The 22,466-nt window shown below is 64.6% G+C and carries 17 protein-coding genes and 1 tRNA gene; 8 read left to right on the top strand and 10 right to left on the bottom strand.

Annotated elements, in window-relative coordinates:
* Positions 1-4: 4 nt before the first annotated feature.
* The 3 genes from EJ903_RS09035 (at position 5) to EJ903_RS09025 (ending at position 5,722) form a co-directional block, all read left to right on the top strand.
* Positions 5-2,005 carry a di-heme-cytochrome C peroxidase gene (locus tag EJ903_RS09035; protein WP_126614302.1) on the top strand — a complete coding sequence of 667 codons (2,001 nt, stop codon included), beginning with the start codon at positions 5-7 and terminating at the stop codon, positions 2,003-2,005.
* Positions 2,006-2,259: 254 nt separating this feature from the next.
* Positions 2,260-4,791 (top strand): circularly permuted type 2 ATP-grasp protein, encoded by a 2,532-nt coding sequence (locus EJ903_RS09030; RefSeq protein WP_246015369.1) that lies wholly within the window; start codon positions 2,260-2,262, stop codon positions 4,789-4,791.
* Entirely contained in the window at positions 4,769-5,722 is a 954-nt protein-coding gene (locus EJ903_RS09025) for a transglutaminase family protein (RefSeq protein ID WP_126614298.1), read from the top strand. The genes EJ903_RS09030 and EJ903_RS09025 overlap by 23 nt, the downstream gene beginning before the upstream one ends.
* Before the next feature lie 266 nt (positions 5,723-5,988).
* Here EJ903_RS09025 and EJ903_RS09020 read toward each other — a convergent pair.
* Positions 5,989-6,080, bottom strand: a tRNA-Ser gene (locus tag EJ903_RS09020).
* A gap of 226 nt (positions 6,081-6,306) precedes the next feature.
* Here EJ903_RS09020 and EJ903_RS09015 point away from each other — a divergent pair.
* Positions 6,307-6,543, top strand: a complete 237-nt coding sequence (locus EJ903_RS09015) for a hypothetical protein (protein ID WP_126614296.1) — start codon at positions 6,307-6,309, stop codon at positions 6,541-6,543.
* Positions 6,544-6,577: 34 nt separating this feature from the next.
* On the opposite strand, the gene EJ903_RS09010 is transcribed toward EJ903_RS09015, so the two are convergent.
* The 3 genes from EJ903_RS09010 to fliN form a co-directional block, all read right to left on the bottom strand.
* Positions 6,578-8,311, bottom strand: a complete 1,734-nt coding sequence (locus EJ903_RS09010) for a PAS domain-containing sensor histidine kinase (protein ID WP_126614294.1) — start codon at positions 8,309-8,311, stop codon at positions 6,578-6,580.
* 152 nt (positions 8,312-8,463) lie between these two features.
* Positions 8,464-9,915 (bottom strand): Asp-tRNA(Asn)/Glu-tRNA(Gln) amidotransferase subunit GatB, encoded by a 1,452-nt coding sequence (gene gatB / locus EJ903_RS09005; RefSeq protein WP_126614292.1) that lies wholly within the window; start codon positions 9,913-9,915, stop codon positions 8,464-8,466.
* A 109-nt stretch (positions 9,916-10,024) separates the two neighbouring features.
* Positions 10,025-10,327, bottom strand: coding sequence for a flagellar motor switch protein FliN (fliN, locus tag EJ903_RS09000; protein ID WP_126614290.1), 303 nt, complete (start codon positions 10,325-10,327; stop codon positions 10,025-10,027).
* Between the two features lie 255 nt (positions 10,328-10,582).
* Here fliN and EJ903_RS08995 point away from each other — a divergent pair, with 255 nt between their 5' ends.
* Positions 10,583-11,425 carry a sulfurtransferase gene (locus tag EJ903_RS08995; protein ID WP_126614288.1) on the top strand — a complete coding sequence of 281 codons (843 nt, stop codon included), beginning with the start codon at positions 10,583-10,585 and terminating at the stop codon, positions 11,423-11,425.
* Between the two features lie 12 nt (positions 11,426-11,437).
* On the opposite strand, the gene murJ is transcribed toward EJ903_RS08995, so the two are convergent.
* On the bottom strand, positions 11,438-12,982 hold the full coding sequence (gene murJ / locus EJ903_RS08990; RefSeq protein WP_174237271.1) for a murein biosynthesis integral membrane protein MurJ: 1,545 nt from the start codon (positions 12,980-12,982) through the stop codon (positions 11,438-11,440).
* Positions 12,983-13,099: 117 nt separating this feature from the next.
* On the opposite strand from murJ, the gene EJ903_RS08985 reads away from it, so the two are divergent.
* Both EJ903_RS08985 and eno read left to right on the top strand, forming a co-directional pair.
* Positions 13,100-13,879, top strand: coding sequence for an alpha/beta fold hydrolase (locus EJ903_RS08985; RefSeq protein WP_126614284.1), 780 nt, complete (start codon positions 13,100-13,102; stop codon positions 13,877-13,879).
* Between the two features lie 186 nt (positions 13,880-14,065).
* Positions 14,066-15,343 carry a phosphopyruvate hydratase gene (eno, locus tag EJ903_RS08980; protein ID WP_126614282.1) on the top strand — a complete coding sequence of 426 codons (1,278 nt, stop codon included), beginning with the start codon at positions 14,066-14,068 and terminating at the stop codon, positions 15,341-15,343.
* 133 nt (positions 15,344-15,476) lie between these two features.
* On the opposite strand, the gene EJ903_RS08975 is transcribed toward eno, so the two are convergent.
* From EJ903_RS08975 to EJ903_RS08955, 5 genes are all read right to left on the bottom strand, one after another.
* The gene (locus EJ903_RS08975; RefSeq protein ID WP_158627907.1) at positions 15,477-17,102 is read right to left on the bottom strand and encodes a methyl-accepting chemotaxis protein; all 1,626 of its coding nucleotides are present in this window, start codon (positions 17,100-17,102) and stop codon (positions 15,477-15,479) included.
* A gap of 105 nt (positions 17,103-17,207) precedes the next feature.
* Positions 17,208-17,537, bottom strand: a complete 330-nt coding sequence (locus EJ903_RS08970) for a rhodanese-like domain-containing protein (RefSeq protein WP_246015381.1) — start codon at positions 17,535-17,537, stop codon at positions 17,208-17,210.
* Between the two features lie 435 nt (positions 17,538-17,972).
* Positions 17,973-19,010 carry an extracellular catalytic domain type 2 short-chain-length polyhydroxyalkanoate depolymerase gene (locus EJ903_RS08965; RefSeq protein WP_246015367.1) on the bottom strand — a complete coding sequence of 346 codons (1,038 nt, stop codon included), beginning with the start codon at positions 19,008-19,010 and terminating at the stop codon, positions 17,973-17,975.
* A 268-nt stretch (positions 19,011-19,278) separates the two neighbouring features.
* The gene (locus EJ903_RS08960) at positions 19,279-19,806 is read right to left on the bottom strand and encodes a peroxiredoxin (RefSeq protein WP_126614275.1); all 528 of its coding nucleotides are present in this window, start codon (positions 19,804-19,806) and stop codon (positions 19,279-19,281) included.
* Between the two features lie 169 nt (positions 19,807-19,975).
* Entirely contained in the window at positions 19,976-20,347 is a 372-nt protein-coding gene (locus EJ903_RS08955) for a hypothetical protein (protein ID WP_246015365.1), read from the bottom strand.
* Positions 20,348-20,598: 251 nt separating this feature from the next.
* On the opposite strand from EJ903_RS08955, the gene EJ903_RS08950 reads away from it, so the two are divergent.
* Entirely contained in the window at positions 20,599-22,398 is a 1,800-nt protein-coding gene (locus EJ903_RS08950) for a PHA/PHB synthase family protein (RefSeq protein WP_126614271.1), read from the top strand.
* Positions 22,399-22,466 lie beyond the last annotated feature (68 nt).

Genomic DNA, 22,466 nt, shown 5'->3' with positions numbered 1-22,466 from the left:
AGGGATGAAAGCCAAACTTCTCGCCGCCGCCGCGCTGGGCAGCCTGCTGGTCAGCGCCTGCGCGGAGCAGCCGCAACCGCCGCGCCCGGTCCCGGTGAAGCCGCCGACGCAAATCGATGGCGTCTGGTATCTGGACCAGAATTGGACGCAGGACGCGCGCCAGTGGTATTACAACACCACGCAAGGCTCGCAGATCATGCGCTATGACTGGTTCATGGCCTTGCAGGATCCGCAGACCAAGGAACCCTTCGTCAAAAGCGTTCCGCGTTACGGCTACACGGCGGGCAGCCCCAGCAAGTGGAACCCGGACCTGCTGCCGCTCGGCTTCGTCAAGGACACCGATCCGGACAAGACCGAATGGATCGGCATGACCTGCGCGGCCTGCCACACCGGCGATGTGCGGGTGAACGGCAAGACCCTGCGGGTGGATGGTGCCGTCACCACCGGCGACCTCTATGGCTTCATCAGCGGTCTGAGCGTGGCGGTGCACACCACCGTCACCGACAACGCCGCGTTCGAGGCGTTCGCCGCCAAGGTGCTTGGCCCCACCGCCATCGACACCAAGAAGATCGCCCTCTACAACCAGTTGAAGGCGTTCGACAAATCCTTTGCGACCTTTGTGGCGCAAAGCACGCCCGACACCCCGTGGGGGCCGATGCGCACCGACGCGTTCGGCATGATCTTCAACCGCGTGTCGGTGATCGACCTCAACATCCCCAAGAACAACCGCGCGCCCAACGCCCCGGTCAGCTACCCCTATCTGTGGGACGCGCCGCACCAACCCAAGGTTCAGTGGAACGGCCTGCTCGACAACAAGAATTCGTTCGAAGCGCTGGGCCGCAACGCGGGCGAGGTGCTGGGCGTGTTCGGCAAGATCGCGCTGAAGCCGCCCAAGGACAGCGGCCATTACTATTACGATTCGACGGTGCGCGGTCAGAATCTGGTGGCGATGGAAAACCAGCTTCGCAAGCTGCGCTCGCCGGTGTGGCCGGACAGCATCGCGGGCAACATCGACATCGTGAAGGCGGCGGCCGGCCAGGATCTCTACAAGCAGAATTGCGAGAGCTGCCACGCGGTGCTGCCGCGCGACATGACCTACACCACCGCGCCGATCACCATGGTCCCGCTGTTCAATTGGGCCAAGCCGGATGACCCCAGCGCGGTCCTCGCCGCCTTTGGCATGATCTGCGCCAAGGGCGTGGACGCGGCGGTCGCGGCCAAGATGATCACGGTGAATTACGCCGCCGATCCCAAGATGGCGGTGGACGCGCTGTGCCGCCAATCCGACACCGGGGCCATCGCCGGAGTCGCAATGCCGCCGAAGCTGCTGGGCGGGACCCCGCTGAAGAACCCCGATCTGGCCGCGACCCTGCTGTCGAACGCGGTCATCGGTGCCGTACTCGGCGACATCGCCAAGAACCCCGAACTGATCGGCGACCTGCTGCTGGGCGACGACGCTCCGGCCCCCTGGGCGTCGAACACATGGTCGGACAAGAAGGCCGCCAGCGGCAGCAAGAAGACACTGAGCACCAAGCCGCTGGTCACGGCCGGTGCCCCGGCCACCGAGGATCACAAGAAGCTCGCCACCATCCTGAGCGGGGCCGCCAAGACGGTGGCCACCGCCAAGGAGGCCGACACCACCTCGACCAGCAAGGCCGAGGCGACGGCGAAGGCGGCGGAGAGCCTCGCCACCACCATCAAGACGCTGCTGGCCTACAAGGCCCGTCCGCTCGATGGCGTGTGGGCGACCGCGCCCTACATGCACAACGGTTCGGTGCCGAATCTCTATGAACTGATGCTGCCGGTGGCCGAACGGTCGCCGACCTTCAAGATGGGGACCATCGGCATCGATCCGGTCAAGGTGGGCGTGGACACCCGCGCGGCGGACAACAACTTTGTGTTCGACACCAGCAAGCCGGGCAACCGCAACACCGGTCACGAGTATGGGGCCACGCTGACCGACAGCCAGCGTTGGCAGCTTCTGGAATATCTGAAGACCTTGTAACCGGTCTTTTTCCGTGGGGTGAAACAGGGGGTGCGCCGATGCCGGGCGCACCCCCTGTTTGTTTGCGGCACGATCATTTTTGGTCGGAGATCACGTGCGCATTCGCAGCTTTTGGTGTCGCCAACCTTGCATCGCGGGGCGGGGACGTTCACAGTGTTGCTCTGTTCCTAGGCAACACACCTCATAAGACCTTGTCCCAGCCCGATCAGCCCCCCGCCGCATCGACCCAGTCCCCCTTGATGGGGACGCAACCGGTGCCGTTCGCTCAGGGATCCCTGTTCGGTGAGGCCGACGCCATCGGCTATGGCTCCGGTCATGTCTATGACGAGATGGTGACGGGCCAGGGCCGCTTGCGCCCGCACTGGCAAAATTTCATGAGCACGCTGGGCCCGCTGGACGCCGAACAGATGGCGGTGCGGTGGGAAGAGGCGCGGCGGCTGCTGCACCAGAACGGCGTCACCTACAACATTTACGGCGACCCGAACGGGATGGAGCGGCCCTGGCCGCTCGACATGATGCCCCTGCTGCTGCCCGCCCACGAATGGAAGGCCATCGAATCCGGGCTGATACAGCGCGCGTCCCTGCTCAACGCCATTCTGACCGACCTCTACGGGCCGCAAACGCTGACCCGCTACGGCCGTTTGCCGCCCGCCGTGATCCACGCCGATCCGGGATTCCGGCGCGCCGTCCACGGCATCCGCGTGCCGAACGACGTGCATCTGCATTACTACGCCGCCGATCTGGCCCGCGCGCCCGATGGCCGGTGGTGGGTGCTGTCGGACCGGACGCAGGCCCCCAGCGGCAGCGGCTACGCGCTGGAAAACCGCGCGGTGATGGCGAAAGTGCTGCCAGACAGCTTCCGTCATTGCCAGGTGGAGCGGCTGGCCCCCTTCTTTGACACCTTCAAGGAAACCCTGCTGTCGCTCAGCCCGCGTCAGGAACGCCCGCGCGTGGTGCTGCTGACGCCCGGCCCCTACAACGAAACCTATTTCGAACATGTCTACATCGCCCGCTACCTTGGCATCACGCTGGTGGAGGGGGCGGATCTGACGGTGCGCGACCGTCAGGTGTTCCTGAAGACCCTGTCGGGGTTGGAGCGGGTCGATGTGATCCTGCGGCGGCTCGACGCCGATTTCGCCGATCCGCTGGAGTTGCGCTCCGACAGCTCGCTCGGTGTGGCCGGTTTGATCGAGGCGGTGCGCGCGGGCAATGTGGTGATGGCCAACGCGATGGGTTCCGGCCTGATGGAATCCATGGCGATGAAATCGTCGCTCCCCACCTTGTGCCGCCATCTGCTGGGCGAGGAGCTGCGCCTGCCCAGCGTGGCAAGCTGGTGGTGCGGCAACGACGCCGAGCGGGCCTATGTCATCGACCATCTGCCCGGTCTGGTCATCAAGCCCGCCTTCCCGGCCTTGGGGTTCGAGCCGATTTTCGGCGCGTCGCTGTCCTCGGCGGAACGCACGACGCTGGTCGAAAAGATCAAGCGCCGCCCCTGGTATTATGTGGCGCAGGAACAGATGGCGCTGTCCACCGCCCCGGTCTGGCAGGATGGCAAGCTGCAACCGCGCCCCCTGGTGCTGCGCGTTTTCCTGTGCGCCACGCCCAGCGGCGGTTACACCGTGCTGCCCGGCGGCCTGACCCGCGTGTCCAGCGAACCGGGCCGTCTGGTGGTGTCGATGCAGCGCGGCGGCGGCAGCAAGGACACCTGGGTGTTGTCGGCCCGCCGGTCGGAGGTCGCCCCCTCCCAACCGCGCGCGGCGTTGGCGACCGAACCGACACCGGTGGTGGCCCGCCCGGCCGCCAACGATCTGCCAAGCCGGGTGGCCGACGGGCTGTTCTGGCTGGGCCGCTACGCCGAACGCTCGGAAGGAGCGGTGCGGTTGCTGCGTGCCACCCAGAGCCGACTGACCGACGGCAACACGCCGGGGGCCTCGGCACAGTTGCGCTGCCTGCTCCATTTGCTGGCCGCTGCGGGGATGATCCCGCAGGACATGGCGCGGGTCGACGCGAACGGTGGGCGCGGTCTGCGGGACGCTCTCTATTCCGCCGTGGTCGATCCCGACCATCCCAACAGCCTGCGGTCCCAGGTGGTCCGTCTGCACCGCAGCGCCTATTCGGTGCGCGACCGCCTGTCGATGGACATGTGGCGTGTGGTGTCCACCATCGACCGCCAGAGCCTGCCGCCCAAGCAACGGCTGGACGCCGCCGCCCTGCTGCTGCGCATGGATGATCTGATGACCAGCCTTGCGGCCATTGCCGGGTTGGAACAGGAAAGCATGACGCGCGGGCCGGGCTGGCGCTTCCTGGACGTCGGCCGCCGGATCGAACGGGCGCTGCACATCGTCTGGATCATGCGCGGTGTCCGCATCGCCGAACTGGACCGGCAGGACGAGTCGGTTCAATCCGCCACGCTGTCGGTTCTGCTGGAGCTGGGGGAGAGCGTCATGACCTACCGGTCGCGTTATCTCACCAGCGTCCAGCGCACCCCGGTGTTGGAACTGCTGTTGGCGGACGAGACCAACCCGCGCGCGCTGGCCTTCCAATTGGCCGCGCTGGAGCGCCACATCTCCGCCCTGCCCAATCTGGGTGCCGGCAGCACCAGCGACCCGACCGGCGGCGCGCTCGCCATTGTTGCCGCCGGGCGCAGCGTTCTGCGCAAGAGCGCGTCCCTGCGCACCAGCGAGGCGCTGCACACCACGCTCGACACCCTGGCGATGACCCTGCCCGACGTGTCCAATTTCCTCGCACACGCGTATTTCAGCCATGCCTTTGCCCGATCAGCCTGACACCAACGCCGACTCGCCGACTCCGTTGGCCTCCGCCACGCCGGAGTCGCTGCGCTACCGCGTGCGCCACGCCACGGCCTATGATTACGGCGAGGATGTGCCGGTGTCCCACCACCTGCTGCATCTGACCGCGCGCCCGCACCCGCGCCAGCATGTCCGCCGCAGCCAATTGACGGTGGAGCCGGTGCCCGCCGTGCGCAGCGACCGCGTGGATTATTTCGGCAACACCGTCACCTATGTGGCGGTGCAGGAGCCGCATCGCAGCTTCACCGTCATTGCCGAAAGCGAGGTGGAGGTGTTCGACAGACCGCCTCTGGATCCGACGGCCACCGCGCCGTGGGAACTGGTGCGCGACGGCCTGCGCGCTCTGTCCGGGCCGGATGATGGGGCGGAGATCACGCAATATTGCTTCGACAGCGCACTGATCGCATCCAGCCCAACGCTGTTGGACTATGCCCGCGTCTCCTTCACGCCGGGCCGTCCGGTGGCTGTTGCCGCCATCGACCTGATGACCCGGATCAACCGCGAATTCGCCTTTGATCCCACCGCCACCACGGTCGCCACCCCGATTGCCGAGGTGATGCGCAACCGGCGCGGCGTGTGCCAGGACTTTGCCCACGTCATCATCGGCTGTTTCCGCGCCGTTGGCCTGCCCGCCCGCTACGTCTCCGGCTATCTGCGCACCCTCCCCCCGCCGGGGCGTGAGCGGCTGGTCGGAGCGGATGTCAGCCACGCCTGGGCCTCGGTCTGGTGCGGGGCGGCGGGGTGGTTGGATGTGTGCCCGACCAACGCCTGCGTGGCCAACCGCGATTTCATCACCATAGCCTGGGGTCGCGATTACGACGACGTCAGCCCGGCGCGTGGCATCCTGGTCGGCGGGGCCGGTCACGGCCTGAGCGTCAGCGTGGATGTGGAGCCTGTTGAAGACTGATCGAATGTTGCCCTGGAGCCATGGTAAGCCGCTTGCTCTCGGACTGATCCAGGGCAACCCGACGGTGTTGAACCCCGCAAATGGATCGCTCGCATCCTGTAACGCATAAAGACAACCCCCAGCGGATTCGCTGGAGGTTCTAATTGTGCGAAAGATGATTTATCAGAATGCATATTTATATAGGACACAGCGCCACAAAGCCTGTGTATTCCTATGAACGCTCAGAGCGTGTTTCTGTTTGAAACGACGGCTATTGCTGAGCAACGTGGCGGAGGGGATGGGATTCGAACCCACGATACGGTTTAACCCGTATGACGGTTTAGCAAACCGTTGCCTTCAGCCACTCGGCCACCCCTCCGTCCAAACCGGCATCTTGCGGTGCCGCTGGCGTGGGCGTGTTTCTAACGATCCGCGCCCCCCTTGTCAACGCTTTGAACGCAGAAACTTGCACGATCGCACCAAATAAGAAAGCGTGATAAATTTGCATAAAATTTTAATTACCTTTTAACGGAATGGCTGTAGGATCACCTCATGAGCAGCAAACCATCCGGGTGAAGCCCTCACCCCCTGCGGAGGACGCCATCATGACCCTGTCTCGCCGTTGCGCCGAAACGCTGATCGATCTGGTGGAAATCAAACTCAGTTGCCTGGAAATCACCGATCGCGAGGATCTGCGCGAAAAAGAGCTGCTGATGCGCTGCGTTCAGGAGTTGACGGCGGAATTGCGTGGCGAGAACGGCAGCATGACCGCCTTCGCCGCCCCCAAACGTCGGGGCCGTCGCCCCAAGCACCTGCAACTGCACGAGTTGCACGCGGCTTGATCATTGGCTCGACGGACGCCTTTCGCAGAACCGCTCATCCCATCGCCGCGTCGGACACGAGAGCCGAAGCGGCGACGGGCGCTTCGCGCGGCAGGCGAATGACAAAGCAGGTGCCCTGCCCTGGTTGGGACTGAACCGATACCGTTCCGCCCAACAACCCCGTGACTGTGTTGAACACGATGTGCAGCCCAAGCCCGGAACCGCCTTGCCCGCGCTTGGTCGTGAAAAACGGCTCGAACACCTTGGGCAGATGCTCTGGCGCGATGCCGACACCGTCGTCCGCGAAATCCAAGCGCACCCGATCCGCAGGCTCCAGACAAGCCGTGATGCGAATGGTCCCGGTTCCTCCATCGCCATACGCGTGGATGATGGCGTTGATGACCAGATTGGTCAGGACCTGACTGAGCGCGCCGGGATAGCTGTCCAGCATGATCCCCTCGGCGCAGTCGATCTCGACCGTCAGGTGGGTGCGCTTCAGCCGGGGGCGCAGAGAAAACAGCACTTCCGACACATAGCCGCCCAACTCGAACACACGCCGCTCACCCGACGATTGATCGACCGCAACCTGCTTGAAGCTCTGCACCAACGCCGCCGCGCGGTCGATGTTGCTCACCAACAGCCGTGCGCTCTCTGACAATTCACCCAGAAACTCGACAAACTCCGATTTGCGCAACTGTCCCTGCCCGAACAGATCGCGCAAACGGTCGGCCTGCTCGCCGATGTGACTGGCGGCGGTCAGGCCGATGCCGATGGGGGTGTTGATCTCGTGGGCGACCCCGGCGACCAACTGCCCCAGGGACGCCATGGTTTCCGCCTGGATCAAGCTTTCCTGCGCTTCGCGCAGATCGGCGAGCGCCTGTTCAGCCTCCTCGCGGGCGCGGATCAACGCCGATTCGGCGGCCTTGCGGTCGGTGATGTCGTACAGCCAGGTCAGCAGCGCCAGCACACCATCAAATTCAATGACGCTCCAGGAGGACAAGGCCCAGACGACGGTTCCATCGGGTTTGCGGAACCGGATCTCGGCGTCGCGGAACGGCCCCTCCTGCGCAAGACGCTCCAGCAAGGCCAACCGATCGGCGGGATCGGCGTAGAGGTCGGGCACATGGGTGTTCATCAACTCCCCACGCGGACGCCCCATCAGCCGACTCGACTGCGCGTTGCAGAACAACCACCGGCCATCGCGGGTGGTGACGTTCAGGGCGATGGGTGCCGTTTCCATGATCTTCAGAAGGCGTTCTTCACTGGCGCGAAGACGCTCCTCCTGTCGGCGCGCTTCGGTGATGTCGGTCATGATTCCGGCGTAGCGCACCGGACGTCCGGTCGAATCGCAGGTGGCCCGTCCCCGCGCCGCGATCCACACCCAGCCACCATGCTCGTGGCGCAGCCGGTATTCATAGACGTAGCTGGTGCTTTCACCGGCCAGATGCGACGCGATCTGCGCCAGAACGCGGTCTCGATCCTCAGGGTGAAGGCGGGTTTCCCAAAAATCGGGGGGCATCGCCGGAATGTCCTGAAATCCCAACATGCGTGGGAAGGTGTCGGACCACCAGCAACTGTTGTTCACAAGATCAGCGTCCCAGGCAGCGGCCCCGGTGGCGTCCAGCGCCATTTCCAACCGCTCACCCACATCATGGTGATCGGTGGCCATGGTGGCATCCGTTTTCCCGGCTTCGATCGCGCGACGCCAGCCCAACCGCAAACCGACCAGCAACCCAGTGGCAGCGGCCAGCCCGACCAGCAACGCAACGATGACGGTTTCGCTCACCATGGACCCTCCATGGTTTTGATAGTGGCCGCACCCACACCGAGATTCCAAGTCCGGTGTCACCGCAGGTGGGCACACACGGCACAAAAAAAGCCTCCCTCTTGGCGAGGGAGGCTTCCTGGTTCATCAACCTCTGATGATCGCCCTATGGCGCATCAGCCTTTGAGCTTGGCGGTCAGAATGTCGTTGACCATGGCCGGGTTGGCCTTGCCCTGCGTCGCCTTCATCACCTGCCCAACGAAGAATCCGAACAGCTTGTCCTTGCCGCCCCGGAACTCCGCCACCTTGTCGGCGTTGGCGGTCATCACCGCGTCGATCGCCGATTCGATGGCGCTGGTGTCGGTGACTTGGCGCAGCCCCTTCTTTTCCACAATGGCGGCGGCCTTTTCGCCGGTTTCGAACATCGTGTCGAACACCTCCTTGGCGATTCGGCCGGAGATGGTGTTGTCGGCGATCAGGTCGATCAGGCCACCGAGATTCTCGGCGCTGACCGGGCTGTCCTCAATCTCCTTGCCCGCCTTGTTCAGATAGCCAAACAGCTCGCCCGTGACCCAGTTGGAGGCCAGCTTGGGATCGCGGCCCTTGGCCACCGTCTCGAAATAATCGGCCTTGGCCCGCTCGGACACCAGCACACCGGCGTCATAGACCGACAGCTTGTAATCCTCGATGAAGCGGGCCTTCTTGTCGTCGGGCAGTTCCGGCAGGGTCTGCTTGATCGCCTCGACCCAATCGGCGTCCAGTTCCAGCGGCAGCAGATCGGGATCGGGGAAATAGCGGTAGTCGTGCGCCTCTTCCTTGGAGCGCATGGAGCGGGTGACGAACTTCGTCGTGTCCCACAGGCGGGTTTCCTGCTTGATCGTCCCGCCTTCCTCGATCACCTCGATCTGACGGCGCGCCTCATACTCGATGGCGGCCATGACGAAGCGGATGGAGTTGACGTTCTTGATCTCGCAGCGTGTGCCAAAGGCATCGCCCGGCTTGCGCACCGACACGTTGACGTCGCAGCGCATGGAGCCTTCCTCCATGTTGCCGTCGCAGGTGCCGAGATAGCGCAGGATGGAGCGCAGCTTGCGCAAGTAAGCCCCGGCCTCTTCCGAGGTCCGCATGTCGGGTTCCGACACGATTTCCATCAACGCCACGCCGGAGCGGTTGAGGTCGATGTAGGTCTTGGCCGGGTGCTGGTCGTGCAGCGACTTGCCCGCGTCCTGTTCCAGATGCAGGCGGGTGATGCCGACGGTGCGGCTGGTCCCGTCCGGCAGATCCAGAACGATCTCGCCCTTGCCGACGATAGGCTGGAGGAATTGGCTGATCTGGTAGCCCTGCGGCAGGTCGGCGTAGAAATAATTCTTCCGGTCAAACACCGAATGCAGGTTGATCTGCGCCTTCAGCCCCAGGCCGGTGCGCACCGCCTGTTCGATGCAGCGTTCGTTGATGACCGGCAGCATGCCGGGAAACGCGGCGTCGACGAAGCTGACCTGGCTGTTCGGGGCCGCACCGAAATCGGTGGCCGAACCGGAAAACAGCTTCGCGTTGGAAATCACCTGGGCATGAACCTCAAGCCCGATCACGATTTCCCATTCGCCCGTTTCACCCTGGATGTACGACATCGTTCCGCTCTTCGACGTTCACGCTGTGGATCGGCCGGACGGTCCGGCAGGTCCTTGGAATCCCGGTTTCTTCTAACGCCCTTTGCGCGGCGGCGCACGCTTTATCGCGTCAGCGCTTCCACTCGCGGCTCGACTTGATGAAGTCGGTCAGGGTGACGCCGATCTTATCGTCGATGATCGCCACCTCGCCACGGGCCACCAGCACCCCTTCCACATAAATGTCGGTCGGGTCCTTCAACTCGCGGTCCAACTCCACCACGGCACCACGGCCCAGCTTCAGCAAATCGCGCACGCGCAGCATGGCGGTGCCGATCACCACCTTGATCTCCACCGGCGCGTCGCCAATGGCGTAGGTGGAGGGATCACCGTCGCTGGGATCGGGTGCGCCCAGAAGATCGTCGATGTTCGCCATGCCGGTTGCTCCTTTGCCGCGTGGGTCGCGTGGTGGGTCGCGCGCGACGTTCGCCGTTGATTCTACACCCGATGCCGCGCGCGGGGCAACGCGCCATCGGTCTTGCGGCGGCGGGGCGCTTCCCACACACTGATGGGGTGATCGTGAGAAAACGGACTCTCAACGCCCGTCCCCGCTCCGTCACATCGGAATTCCAGTTTCGTTTCGATCAAGCAACAAATCTTTTCCAGCCACAGGACAATCAGGTTCACCGCGATGACCGACCCTATCCGCCGCCCACTCGTCTCCACCGGCTGGGTGCGTGAGCGCCTGAACACCCCCCATCTGGTCCTGCTGGATCTGCGCACCCCGCCCAACGGCGGTTTCATTCCGGGATCGGTTCATTCCGATTACGCAACAGCTGGCTGGCGCACGACGGTTGGCGCAGCCCCCGGCCTGCTGCCGGAACCGGCGGCGCTGGAGCGCTTGATCGGCGGCCTGGGCATCGGCAACGCCGACCATGTCGTGCTGATCGCCGCCGGGGCCACCGCCGCCGACATGGGCAACGCGACGCGCGCCTATTGGACCTTCAAGATGATGGGGCACGACGCCGTGTCGGTGATCGATGGCGGTTTCGCCGCGTGGGTCGCCGATGGCCACCCGGTCGATGCGACCGCCGCCACCCGTCCGGCCGTTCCCTTCGCCGCCACCCCGCGCAGCGATCTGCGCGCCACCCTGCCGGAGGTCGAAACCGCCATCGCCGCCGGAACCACCCCGCTGCACGACGCCCGGTCGGCCGAGCAATTCGCCGGACGCGGCAAAAGCCCGCAAGCCCGCGCCGCCGGTACTCTGCCCGGTGCGCGTCACATCGACCAAGGGGCGTTCTACTCCGCCAGCGAACGCCGCTTCGTCAACGCCGACACGGTGGCCACGCTGGCCGCGCAAGCCGGGTTGCCGCTCAATCCCGCCCCGATCACCTTCTGCAACACCGGCCACCTCGCCAGCGTCTCTTGGTTCGCGTTGAGCGAAATCGCGGGCATCGCGGGCGTGCGGCTCTATGACGGGTCGATGTCCGAATGGACCGCCGACCCGGCCCGCCCGCTGATGAACGCGGGCTGATCGGCCCGCGTCCTACGAGCGGCGGCGGCGCAGGCGGGACAGGTCGGATCGCCGCACCAGCCCCAGCGCCACCGCCGCCAGCCCATAGGCCAGCGCACCGGCCAGACAGAGCAGGAGCAGCCCCGCCAAACGCTCGATCAGGCCAACGGCGGTCAGCCACGGCGACAGCCGGTCCTGCACCAGCCACAGCACCGCCCCCATCGCCCCGGCGGCGATGGCCACGCGCGGCAGGTTGCGGCGCAGCCGGTCGTCGGCGCGGAACAACCCGCGCCGGGTCAGCAGCCACGCCAGCAGCCCGGCGTTGACCCAGGCCGACACGGAGGTCGCCACCGCCAAGCCGACCTGCGCCAGCGGCCCCATGAGGGCGAGTTTCAGCAGCACATTCACCGCCACCGCCACCAGCGCCACGCGCACCGGCGTGCGGGTGTCCTGGCGGGCGTAGAAGCCGTTGACCAGACTGCGGATGACGACGAAGGCGGGCAACCCCACGGCATAGGCCTGCAAGGTCGCCGCCGACGCCGCCGCGTCGCTGACGCCAAAGGCCCCGCGCTGGAACAGCACGGCGACGATGGGCAGACCGGCGACCAGGAAGGCCACAGCGGCGGGCAGCGTCAGCAGCAGGGAAAACTCGATGGCGCGGTTTTGGCTGTCCACCGCCCCAACTTCATCCCCCGCCTTGATGCGCTTGGACATTTCCGGCAGCAGAACGGTGCCGACGGCGATGCCGATCACGCCCAGCGGCAGTTGATTGAGCCGGTCGGCGTAATAGAGATAGGACACCGCCCCGGTGGGCAGGGCCGAGGCGATCAGCGTGTCGGCGAACAGGCTGATTTGCGTCAGCCCGGCCCCCAGCGCCGCCGGTCCCAGCACGGTGAGGAAGCGTTTCACGTCGGCGCTCAAACGCGGGCGGACCAGACGCAGCGCCATGCCGACCCGGTTCGCGTCCCAGGCCAGATAGACAAACTGCGCGATCCCCGCCGCCAACACGCCCCAGGACAGCGCGTGTCCGGCCGACGGCATCAGCGGTGTCGCCAGAACCAGCGCAACGATCAGGCACAGATTCAGCAGGATCGGGGCCGCCGCCGCCGCGCCGAAACGGCTCAGGCTGTTCAGCACACCGCCATAGAGCGACACCAGGGCGATGAAGAGCAGATAGGGAAAGGTGATGCTGGTGAACAGCACGGCCAGCCGGAACTTCTCCGGCTCGTCGGAAAAGCCGGGGGCGAAGACGGTCATGAATTGCGGCATGATCGCCATGATGCCCAGCACGAACACCAGTTGCACCGCCAGCAGCAGGGCCATCACCTCTTCGGCGAAGCGCTTGGCGGCGTCGCGCCCCTCCTGCACCAGCTTGCCGGAAAACAGCGGCACGAAGGCGGAGTTGAAGGCTCCCTCGGCGAACAGCGCGCGGAAATGGTTGGGCAGGCGGAAGGCGACGAAAAAGGCGTCGGCAACCGGCCCCGCCCCCAGCAGCGCGGCGGTCAGCACGTCGCGGGCGAAGCCCAGAACCCGGCTGGCCAGCGTCAGACCACCGACCGAAAGAATGTGACGAAACACGATGCGGCCCTGCCCCCTGCGAATTCCAGCCCTGCCCGCCGCCCCTTGGTCTGGCGAGCCGCGCGCAATCGTCATAGGATCGCCGCCCTGTCCCGTCCAGCGTCACGGATGAATGCGATGCCGAATCCCCTGCCCTTGACCTATCTGGAAGCCGGTGAAGCCAACGGCGGCACCCCGCTTCTGGTGCTGCACGGCCTGTTCGGCTCGGCCCGCAACTGGCAGACCCTGGCCCGGCGCTTCGCCGAAACCCGCCGGGTCTACGCGCTCGATCTGCGCAACCATGGCGGTTCGCCCTGGGCCGACCGCATGAGCTACCCGGACATGGCCGACGACGTGCTGCGCTTCCTCGACGACCGTGGCTTTGCGCGGGCCAACGTGGTCGGCCATTCGATGGGCGGCAAAACGGCGATGACGCTGGCCCTGCGCCACCCCGACCGCGTCGCCCGTCTGGCGGTGGTGGACATCGCGCCGGTGCCCTACCGCCACACCCACGCCCCCTACGTCGCCGCCATGAAGGCCGCCAAGCTGACCGGCTGCACCCGACGGCAGGAGGTGGAGGCCCAGCTGGTGGACGCCGTGCCGGAAGCCCCGCTGCGCTCCTTCCTGATGCAGAATCTGGCGCTGGAAAACGGCGTGTTCTCCTGGCGGGTCAATCTGGAGGCCATCGGCGCGTCGATGGCCGACCTGATTGGCTATCCCGATCTGGGCGAGGCGCGTTACGACGGCCCGTCCCTGTTCATCGGCGGGACCGCGTCGGACTACATCCGGCCGGAGCATCACGCGGCGATCCGCCAGCGTTTCCCCACCGCCACCATCGCGATGATGGAGGGGGCCGGCCATTGGCTGCACGCCGAACGGCCCGACGCCTTCGCCACCCTGATCGAAGACTTCGTCTGACGCGGACGGTTGAGGCGGGATGGACCACCCGCGCCACACCATGGCGCATAGGGTGCAACTGTCTCCCAAACGTCACCGAACCAGACCTTGCATCGTCGCCGCACCGGGGCTATCAAGCCCCCGCGCCCCAAAAAACGCGGCCAGCGGGACCCCCGTGTGGCCGCCTTCTGGAAGGATCGATCGACCATGAGCGTCATCACCGAGATTCACGCCCGCGAGATTCTGGACAGCCGTGGCAACCCGACCGTCGAAGTCGACGTGTCCCTGGAAAGCGGCGCGTTTGGCCGCGCGGCGGTTCCCTCGGGTGCCTCCACCGGCGCGCATGAGGCGGTTGAGCTGCGCGACGGCGACAAGGGCCGTTACGGCGGCAAGGGCGTGCAGAAGGCCGTGGAGGCCGTGAACGGCGAGCTGTACGACGCGCTCGCCGGTCTGGACGCCGCCGACCAGCGCGCCATCGACCTCGCCATGATCGAGGTGGACGGGACCGCCAACAAGAGCCGCCTGGGTGCCAACGCCATCCTGGGCGTGTCGCTGGCCGTGGCCAAGGCGGCGGCGGAAGACGCCGGTCTGCCGCTGTACCGCTATGTCGGCGGGGCGTTCTCCACCCTGCTGCCGGTGCCGATGATGAACATCATCAACGGCGGCGCGCACGCCGACAACCCCATCGACATCCAGGAATTCATGATCATGCCGGTGGGCGCGGAAAGCTGCGCCGACGCCATCCGCATGGGCGCTGAAATCTTCCATTCGCTGAAGAAGAAGCTGAAGGACGCCGGTCATAACACCAACGTCGGCGACGAGGGCGGCTTCGCCCCCAACCTCGGCTCGACCGACGAGGCGCTGGGCTTCGTCATGAAGGCCATCGAGGCCGCCGGTTACAAGCCGGGCGACGACGTCATGCTGGCGCTCGACGCCGCCTCGACCGAGTTCTTCAAGAACGGCAAGTATGAGCTGGCCGGTGAAGGCAAGTCGCTGTCGCCCGATCAGATGGTGTCCTACTGGACCGATCTGGTCGGCCGCTACCCGATCATCTCGATCGAAGACGGCATGTCCGAAGACGATTGGGAGGGCTGGAAGGCCCTGACCGAGTCCATCGGCAAGAAGGTGCAGTTGGTCGGCGACGATCTGTTCGTCACCAACCCGGCCCGTCTGGCCCAGGGCATCAAGCAGGGCACGGCGAACTCGATCCTGGTCAAGGTCAACCAGATCGGCACCCTGTCGGAAACGCTGGAAGCCGTCGATATGGCGCACAAGGCCGGTTACACCGCCGTCCTGTCGCACCGTTCGGGCGAAACCGAAGACAGCACCATCGCCGATCTGGCGGTCGCCACCAACTGCGGCCAGATCAAGACCGGCTCGCTCAGCCGTTCGGATCGTCTGGCCAAGTACAACCAGCTCATCCGCATCGAAGAGCAGCTGGGCGTCGCCGCCCGCTTCGCCGGTCGCGGCATCCTGAAGGCGTGATCCACGCCCCAGCGCTGATGTGACAAAGCCCCGCTCCGGTTTGTCGGAGCGGGGCTTTTCTTTGATGGATGGCTTTGGGGGGGGGCCGCCTGCGGCTGGACAAGCCCAGCGGCAGGACAGGACGCGCGTCCGATCAGGCCGAGCGAATTCCCTGGAAGAACGACACGACCTCGTGACGCAGGCGTTCGGCGTGGTGGGACAATTCCCCGGCCGCGCCAAGAACCTGGGTTGCCGCCGCGCCGGTCTGCCCTGCGGCCTCGCTGACGCCGCCCACCGTCTGGCTGACGTCGCCCATGCCCACGGCCGCCGCCTGCACGTTGCGCGAGATTTCGGTCGTCGCCGCCATTTGCTGATTGACCGAGTCGGTCATGTCCTGGGCGATGCCGTGCAGTTCGCCGATGATGCCGGTGATCTCCTGGATCGCCCGCACCGCGTTTCCCGTCACCTTCTGCATCTCGCCGATCTGGGTCGAAATGTCATCGGTCGCACGGGCCGTCTGGGTGGCCAACCCCTTGACCTCGCTGGCGACCACGGCAAAACCCTTGCCAGCTTCGCCCGCACGGGCCGCCTCGATGGTGGCGTTGAGCGCCAGCAGATTGGTTTGGCTGGCGATCTCGCCAATCAACTGGACCACCTCGCCGATGCGGGTTGCGGCCTCCGACAGGCTGCGCACGGTTTCGTTGGTTCGACCGGCCTCGGCCACGGCGCGATCGGCGATGGCGCTGGACTGGACCGCCCGCCGCCCGATCTCCTGAATCGACGAAGACAGCTCTTCGGTCGCCGCCGCCACCGCCTGGACGTTGTTGGTGGCACCGGAAACAATGCCGGTGGCGTTGGCCGCCCGCCCCGATGTGCTTTCGGCGGTGGTCGTCATGTCGCGCGCCGTGGCGTCAAGCTCCGACGCCGCCGAGGCGACGGTGTGCAGCGTTTCGGTGGCGCTGCGGTCGAAACGGGAGATCAACTCCTCGATCCGTGCCGCCCGTTGAATCTGTTGCTGCTGCTCGGCGTCACGGCTGGCCTGCAAGCGCTGACGCTCCAACCCGTTGTCGCGGAACACCTGGAGCGCACGGGCCATCCCGCTGATCTCGTCGCTGCGGTCGGCGTAGGGAATGTCGGTGTGGAGATGGCCCTGCGCCAAATCCCCCATCACCGCCGTCATCCGGGTGATTGGCCGCGCGACGCCAAAGACCAGGCTGCGCGTGACCGCCCCCAGCACCAACAAGCCGATGATGATGGCCGCCAGTGACGCTTGGCTGATCAATTCGCCAAGCGCCAAATCCTCCGACACGCGCACGTTCACGCGCTGATCCAGCTGCTTGGACACCTCCAGCACCGCTTTTCGCAACGGCGGGGAGAGGTCCAACCACACATCGTAATGGCCGCCCAGCGGAGTGGACGCCTTCAAAGCCTGGGTGATCTTGCTGGTGAAGGCCGGAAACGCGTCCATGGCCTGCGCGGCCGCCTTGGTGGCAGTTCCACGCTCGGACTCGGGGATCAAAGCCAGCAAGTCAGTCCAGTTGCGTTGCACCCCATCCAGCGCCTGAGCAACGCGGTCCGCCGATCCGGGGGAGGAGTAGATGGAGGCCATCACCCCCAGAACACGCGAATTGACCGTGTCCATGTCATTGTACAGCGCGGTCATCGACGCGCGCACCCGCAGATCGCGGCCGCTCAGGTCGTTGAGAAACCCAACGCTGCGCTGATTCCAAAAGACAGACAGAACCGTGACGCCAAGGAAGAGAAGAGCGACCACCGCCATCAAGGCCGGGATCCGGAATCCAATGCGGACAACCTTGTCCCGCAGCCTTTTCGTCACCATCGCCATGTCACTCCTCTCTTCCACTCCGGCGTCAAAACGTGCAGGTCACTGTTCGGTCGGCAGGCCCGCCTTGCTCCACTCGCTCCAACCGCCACGCAGCCATTTCACGTTCTTGTAACCGGCTTCAGCGGCGGTCTTGGCAGCGTCCACCGCCGACCAACCGTCGGTCCCGTGGCCATAGATGATGATGACCGCGTCCTTGTTCGGCCCAAACGCCGTGGGGTCCACGGTTTTGGCCTGTTCGTTGAAGGCCGAACGGATGGATTTCGCACCCGGCACATGGCCCTCGACGTAAGCCGCCTTCTTGCGGACGTCCAACGCCACCCCGCCCTTGTCGATCAATTGTTTGGCGTCCGCCGCCGTCACCGTGGCCACCCCCGGCAAGGTCGGAGGCGTTTCTCCGGTTTGCGCGAACGCACTCGGAGCCACAAAGAGAAACGCAGAAAAGACAATGGAAATCAGCGATTTCATGAGCGCACCATTTTATTGAGAAACGATCGTTGGTTTACTGTTTCAGGAATATAATGCGCGTTTCAATCCATTTCAATAAATGAAAATTCCATGTTATCCGTGAAATTTTATAATCCAACTTGAGACGCAAAGATATTCATGTTCTTGCTGACAGCGAACCAAGGGCGTAACATGAGGTTTATGTAATGCATGGCCTTCGGAAATTTTGATGTTCGGTTTCAATGCCTTATTTTATATAAGGTCATGCAAACCAAAATGCGCTGACGCACGCATCGACGCACACGAACCGCGCTCTTTCTTCATTCGAACAAAGAACACGGTCCGTGATCCTTGGCGCCATCAGTTGCCGGTGATCGCCGCAACCATCTTCCGCACCGCCTGCATCTGGAAGCCGCTTTTGCGGGCGAAGTCGTAGCCGGTGTAGGCAAACCAATCCCAGCAGGCCTTGGGGTTGGCGGTCGGCTTGGCCTTTGCGTCGATCTGGGGGTAAAGCACGACGATGTTGTTCACGTCGGCCCAGCGGTTGTACCCGGCGTGAACGGCGTAATGATCGCCAATCAGGTTGGACGCCATGCGGCAACCGTGAAAGGCGATGTGCAGGCGGCAGGTCTGCCCGCCCCCCGCACAGGATTCGGGGATGTAGATGTAGCCGCTGGTCGCCATGCCGCTGCGGCTGGTGTCGCCGACAAAGGGGATTTGATCGAACAGAACCGGCTTGCGCGACGCCTCCGGGGCGTTGGGTTTGCGGGCGTCGGGATAAAGGTGGGACAGGATGTCGCCCGACTGGTCATATTGGCAGTTGTTGATGAACTCCGCCGGTTGCCCTTCCTTGGGGATGTGATCGCAGGCGGCACCATACCCGTCGGTGATGTGGGCGTGCGCCGCCTTGGGCAGCGTCACATATTTGAGATTGGCGGCGGGGACGCCTAAGGTCGCGTAAAACTGCGCGGCGGCGTCGGCGACCGGGCGTTTCACCGTCACGTCGTTGTCGCCGTTGAACAGGTAAATCCGGCTGCTGGCCAGATTGGCCAGCGGGTCGATGTCCTTGGCCTTTTCCCGCGCGCGGGCGTTGGCGACCAGCGCGCCGACGTCGGGCGGCCCGATCGACACATCCATGCAGCGCTTCAGCGCCACCATGGCCGCCGCCTGCCCGCTTGTCGCGTCGGTGCAGCCATAGGGACCACCGGCGACCAGACCCGCGCCCTTGACCATGTTGGAAAAGGCCATCTGGAACTGCCCGGCCATGTAGGCCCCGGAGGAAATGCCCGACACCGTGGTGTGCGCCGGATCGATGGTCAGGCCCAGCTTGGTCAGCGACAGTTCCGCCGCTTGCGCCGTCCCCGCCATCAACACGGCCCCGACCATTCCGGCTGCCACTCCGGCGGCCATCCCGGCAGCCACCGCGCGAACACGGGATGCTTTCACTTGGTTGCCCATCACGGCTTGCCCCTCTGTTGCGTCGCACCCTTGCTTGTCTAACGCGACCGCCATCGGCAACCAAGGAGGAAGTTGTTCCGGGGATTTTCCATTTCAAGGGCGATGGACATCCCAAACGCAAATGGCCCAAACGCAAATGGCCCAAACGCAAAAGGGGCCGCCCCGGACAACGCCCGGAACGGCCCCTGTGCGAAAAACCGCCGCCCGATCAGGCGCGCAGGTAGCTCAGCACGTTTTCCGGAGAGGATTCGCCATACGGATCGCCGTTTTCACCGGCGTCGTTGATGCCCGGCTCCTCGAACCATTTTTCGATGACGCCGTCCTTCACCACCATGGCGTAGCGCCAGGAGCGATAACCGAAACCGACATGATCCTTGTCGATCAGCATGCCCATGCGGCGGGTGAAATGGCCCGACCCGTCGGGGATCAGCTTCACCTTGCTCAGGTTCAGGCTCTTGCCCCACTGGAACATGACGAAGGCGTCGTTGACGCTCAGGCAATAAATGTCGTCGATGCCCAGGGCGGTAAACTCGTCGTGCATCCGCTCGAACGCCGGGCACTGCTCGTTCGAACAGGTCGGGGTGAAGGCCCCCGGCAGCGAGAACACGACCACGCGCTTGCCCGCGAACAGGTCGTCGCTCGTCACATCCTGCCAGCGGAACGGATTCGGCCCGCCGACGCTTTCGTCGCGCACGCGGGTTTTGAACACAACCGAGGGAACCTTGCGCCCTTCCATGGACCGTCTCCGACTGGGTGAGTGGCTCGGCGGGCGTCGGACTGGAGAGACACGAGCCGCGCGATGCCGCAGTGGGGAATCAAAATAGCGCGTGCGCCTCTCCTTTCAACCCCCACTCACAACGGTTGACGGTCCCGGCTGCCGATTGTCGGGCGCGAGGCGATCCGCCTCAGCTTCTGCCCGGCACGATCTTCGGCTTGGCGGGAACCTCCAGCGGAGTCGGCATCGGAATCGCCTCGGTGTCGGCCTTGCGCTTGCGCGACGCGGCGCGGTCGTTGGTCAGCGTGTCCATCGTGGTCTGGCGCTGGGCGTCCGTGGTCAACCCTGTGGGGCGTGGCGGGACGCTGCCCAGGGTCGGATAGTCCGTACGGTTTTCCTTCATCGCGCGGATGGGCGACGCTTTGTCGCTGGTGGACCCATCATCGCCCATCATCGCGCCCCACAGGCCGTTGTCGAGCCGGGGTTCGGCGCAGGCGGAAAGCCCGAGAATCATTGGCGTTGCAACGCACACCAGACCAATCCGCCGACCGATCGCACCCATCGTCTTTCGTCCCTTCCCCATCGCTGGCCCCTTGCCGATTTTCGCCCCGCCGCGTCCGTGCGGCAAAGTGCGAAATGAAATGTTCACGTCTGCGATGTATGAGAAACCCAGGATTGATACCGCATCGCATCACAAAAGGACTTGCCGACCGACGCCTTCCACGGCGACCATATCCCAACCCGCCTGTGTATAGCCGCCCGCAAGCCCCTCCTGAAGCGCAAAACTCGCTTAAGACAAGAAGGACCGTACTCATGGCCGAGAACCAGGCCCCCGACGTCAAGCTTCCCGATCCGGTCGAAATGTCCCGTGCGATGACCCGCATCGCCGAACAGAGCCAGCGTCTTGTCTCCGAGTTTCTGTCGCGTCAGGCCGCCGAGGGCGTTGGCGCGAAAAGCCCCGACCCGATGGGTGTGGGTCATGCCTTCCTGGAAATGACCACCCGCATGATGGCCGATCCGGCCAAGCTCATGCAGGCGCAGATGACGTTGTGGCAGGATTACCTGACGCTGTGGCAGCGCACCACCCAGCGGATGTTCGGGCAGGATGCCCAGCCGGTGATCGCCCCCAGCAAGGAAGACCGCCGTTTCAAGGATTCGGCCTGGGACGAAAACACCCTGTTCGATTTCATCAAGCAATCCTACCTGTTGAGCGCCCGGTGGATGCAATCCACGGTGAACCAGGTGGATGGGCTGGACGACCACACCGCCAAGAAGGTCGATTTCTACACCCGCCAGTTTGTCGACGCGATGGCCCCGTCGAACTTCGTCATGACCAACCCGGAGGTTCTGCGCAAGACCATCGAGACGGGTGGCGAAAACCTGGTCAAGGGTCTGGAGCATCTGTTGACCGATCTGGAGCGCGGCAAGGGTGAGCTGCGCATCTCCATGACCGATTACGACGCCTTCCAGCTTGGCAAGAACATCGCGGTCACGCCCGGCAAGGTCGTGTTCGAAACCCCGCTGATGCAGTTGCTGCAATACACCCCGACCACGCCGGACGTGAACAAGCGCCCGCTGATGATCGTGCCGCCCTGGATCAACAAATATTACATCCTGGATCTGCGCGAGAAGAACAGCTTCATCAAATGGGCGGTGGACCAGGGCCACACCGTGTTCGTTCTGTCCTGGGTCAACCCGGACGAGACGCTGGCGGCCAAGTCGTTTGAAGATTACATGCTGGAAGGCCCGCTCGCCGCGCTGGGTGCCATCGAAAAGGCGACCGGCGAACGCGATGTCAACGCCATCGGCTATTGCCTGGGCGGCACGCTGCTCGCCTCCACGCTCGCCTATATGGCGGTCAAGAAGGACGACCGGATCAAGTCGGCGACCTTCTTCACCACCATGCTGGATTTCACCGAAGCGGGCGAATTGTCGATCTTCATCGACGAGGAGCAGCTGACCTTCATCGAAGGGCAGATGGCCGAACAGGGCTATCTCGACGGCGCCAAGATGGCGACCACCTTCAACATGCTGCGCGCCAACGATCTGATCTGGTCGTTCGTGGTGAACAACTATCTGTTGGGCAAGGATCCCTTCCCCTTCGATCTGCTCTATTGGAACGGCGACAGCACCCGCATGCCCGCCGCCATGCACAGCTTCTATCTGCGCAACATGTACCAGAAGAATTTGCTGGTGCAGCCGGGCGCGGTGTCGCTGGCCGGGGTGCCGATCGACCTGACCAAGGTGAAGACCCCCACCCTGTTCCTGTCGGCGCGCGAAGACCACATCGCCCCGTGGAAGAGCACCTACATGGGCGCGCAGCAGTTCCGTGGCCCGGTCAAGTTCGTGCTGGGCGCGTCCGGCCACATCGCCGGTGTGGTCAACCCGCCCGCCGCCAACAAATACTGCTACTGGACCAGCGACAAGCTGCCGAAGTCGAGCGACGCGTGGCTGGAAGGGGCCAAGCAGACCGAAGGCTCGTGGTGGCCGGAGTGGAACAACTGGGTGTCGCAATACGCCGACGGCAAGGTTCCGGCCCGCCAGCCCGGCGATGGTGCCCTGAAGGTTCTGGACGACGCCCCCGGTTCCTACGCCAAGGTGAAGAACGACTGATCGGACTGCACGCCCCATCGGTGTGACGGTACGGCAGGCGCGCCCCGGTGGCGCGCCTGTTTCGTTTG

Source organism: Azospirillum griseum (genome assembly GCF_003966125.1).
Lineage (GTDB): Bacteria > Pseudomonadota > Alphaproteobacteria > Azospirillales > Azospirillaceae > Azospirillum > Azospirillum griseum.
Note: the sequence above shows the minus strand (reverse complement) of the source record. Positions and strands in the feature narration are given on the sequence as shown.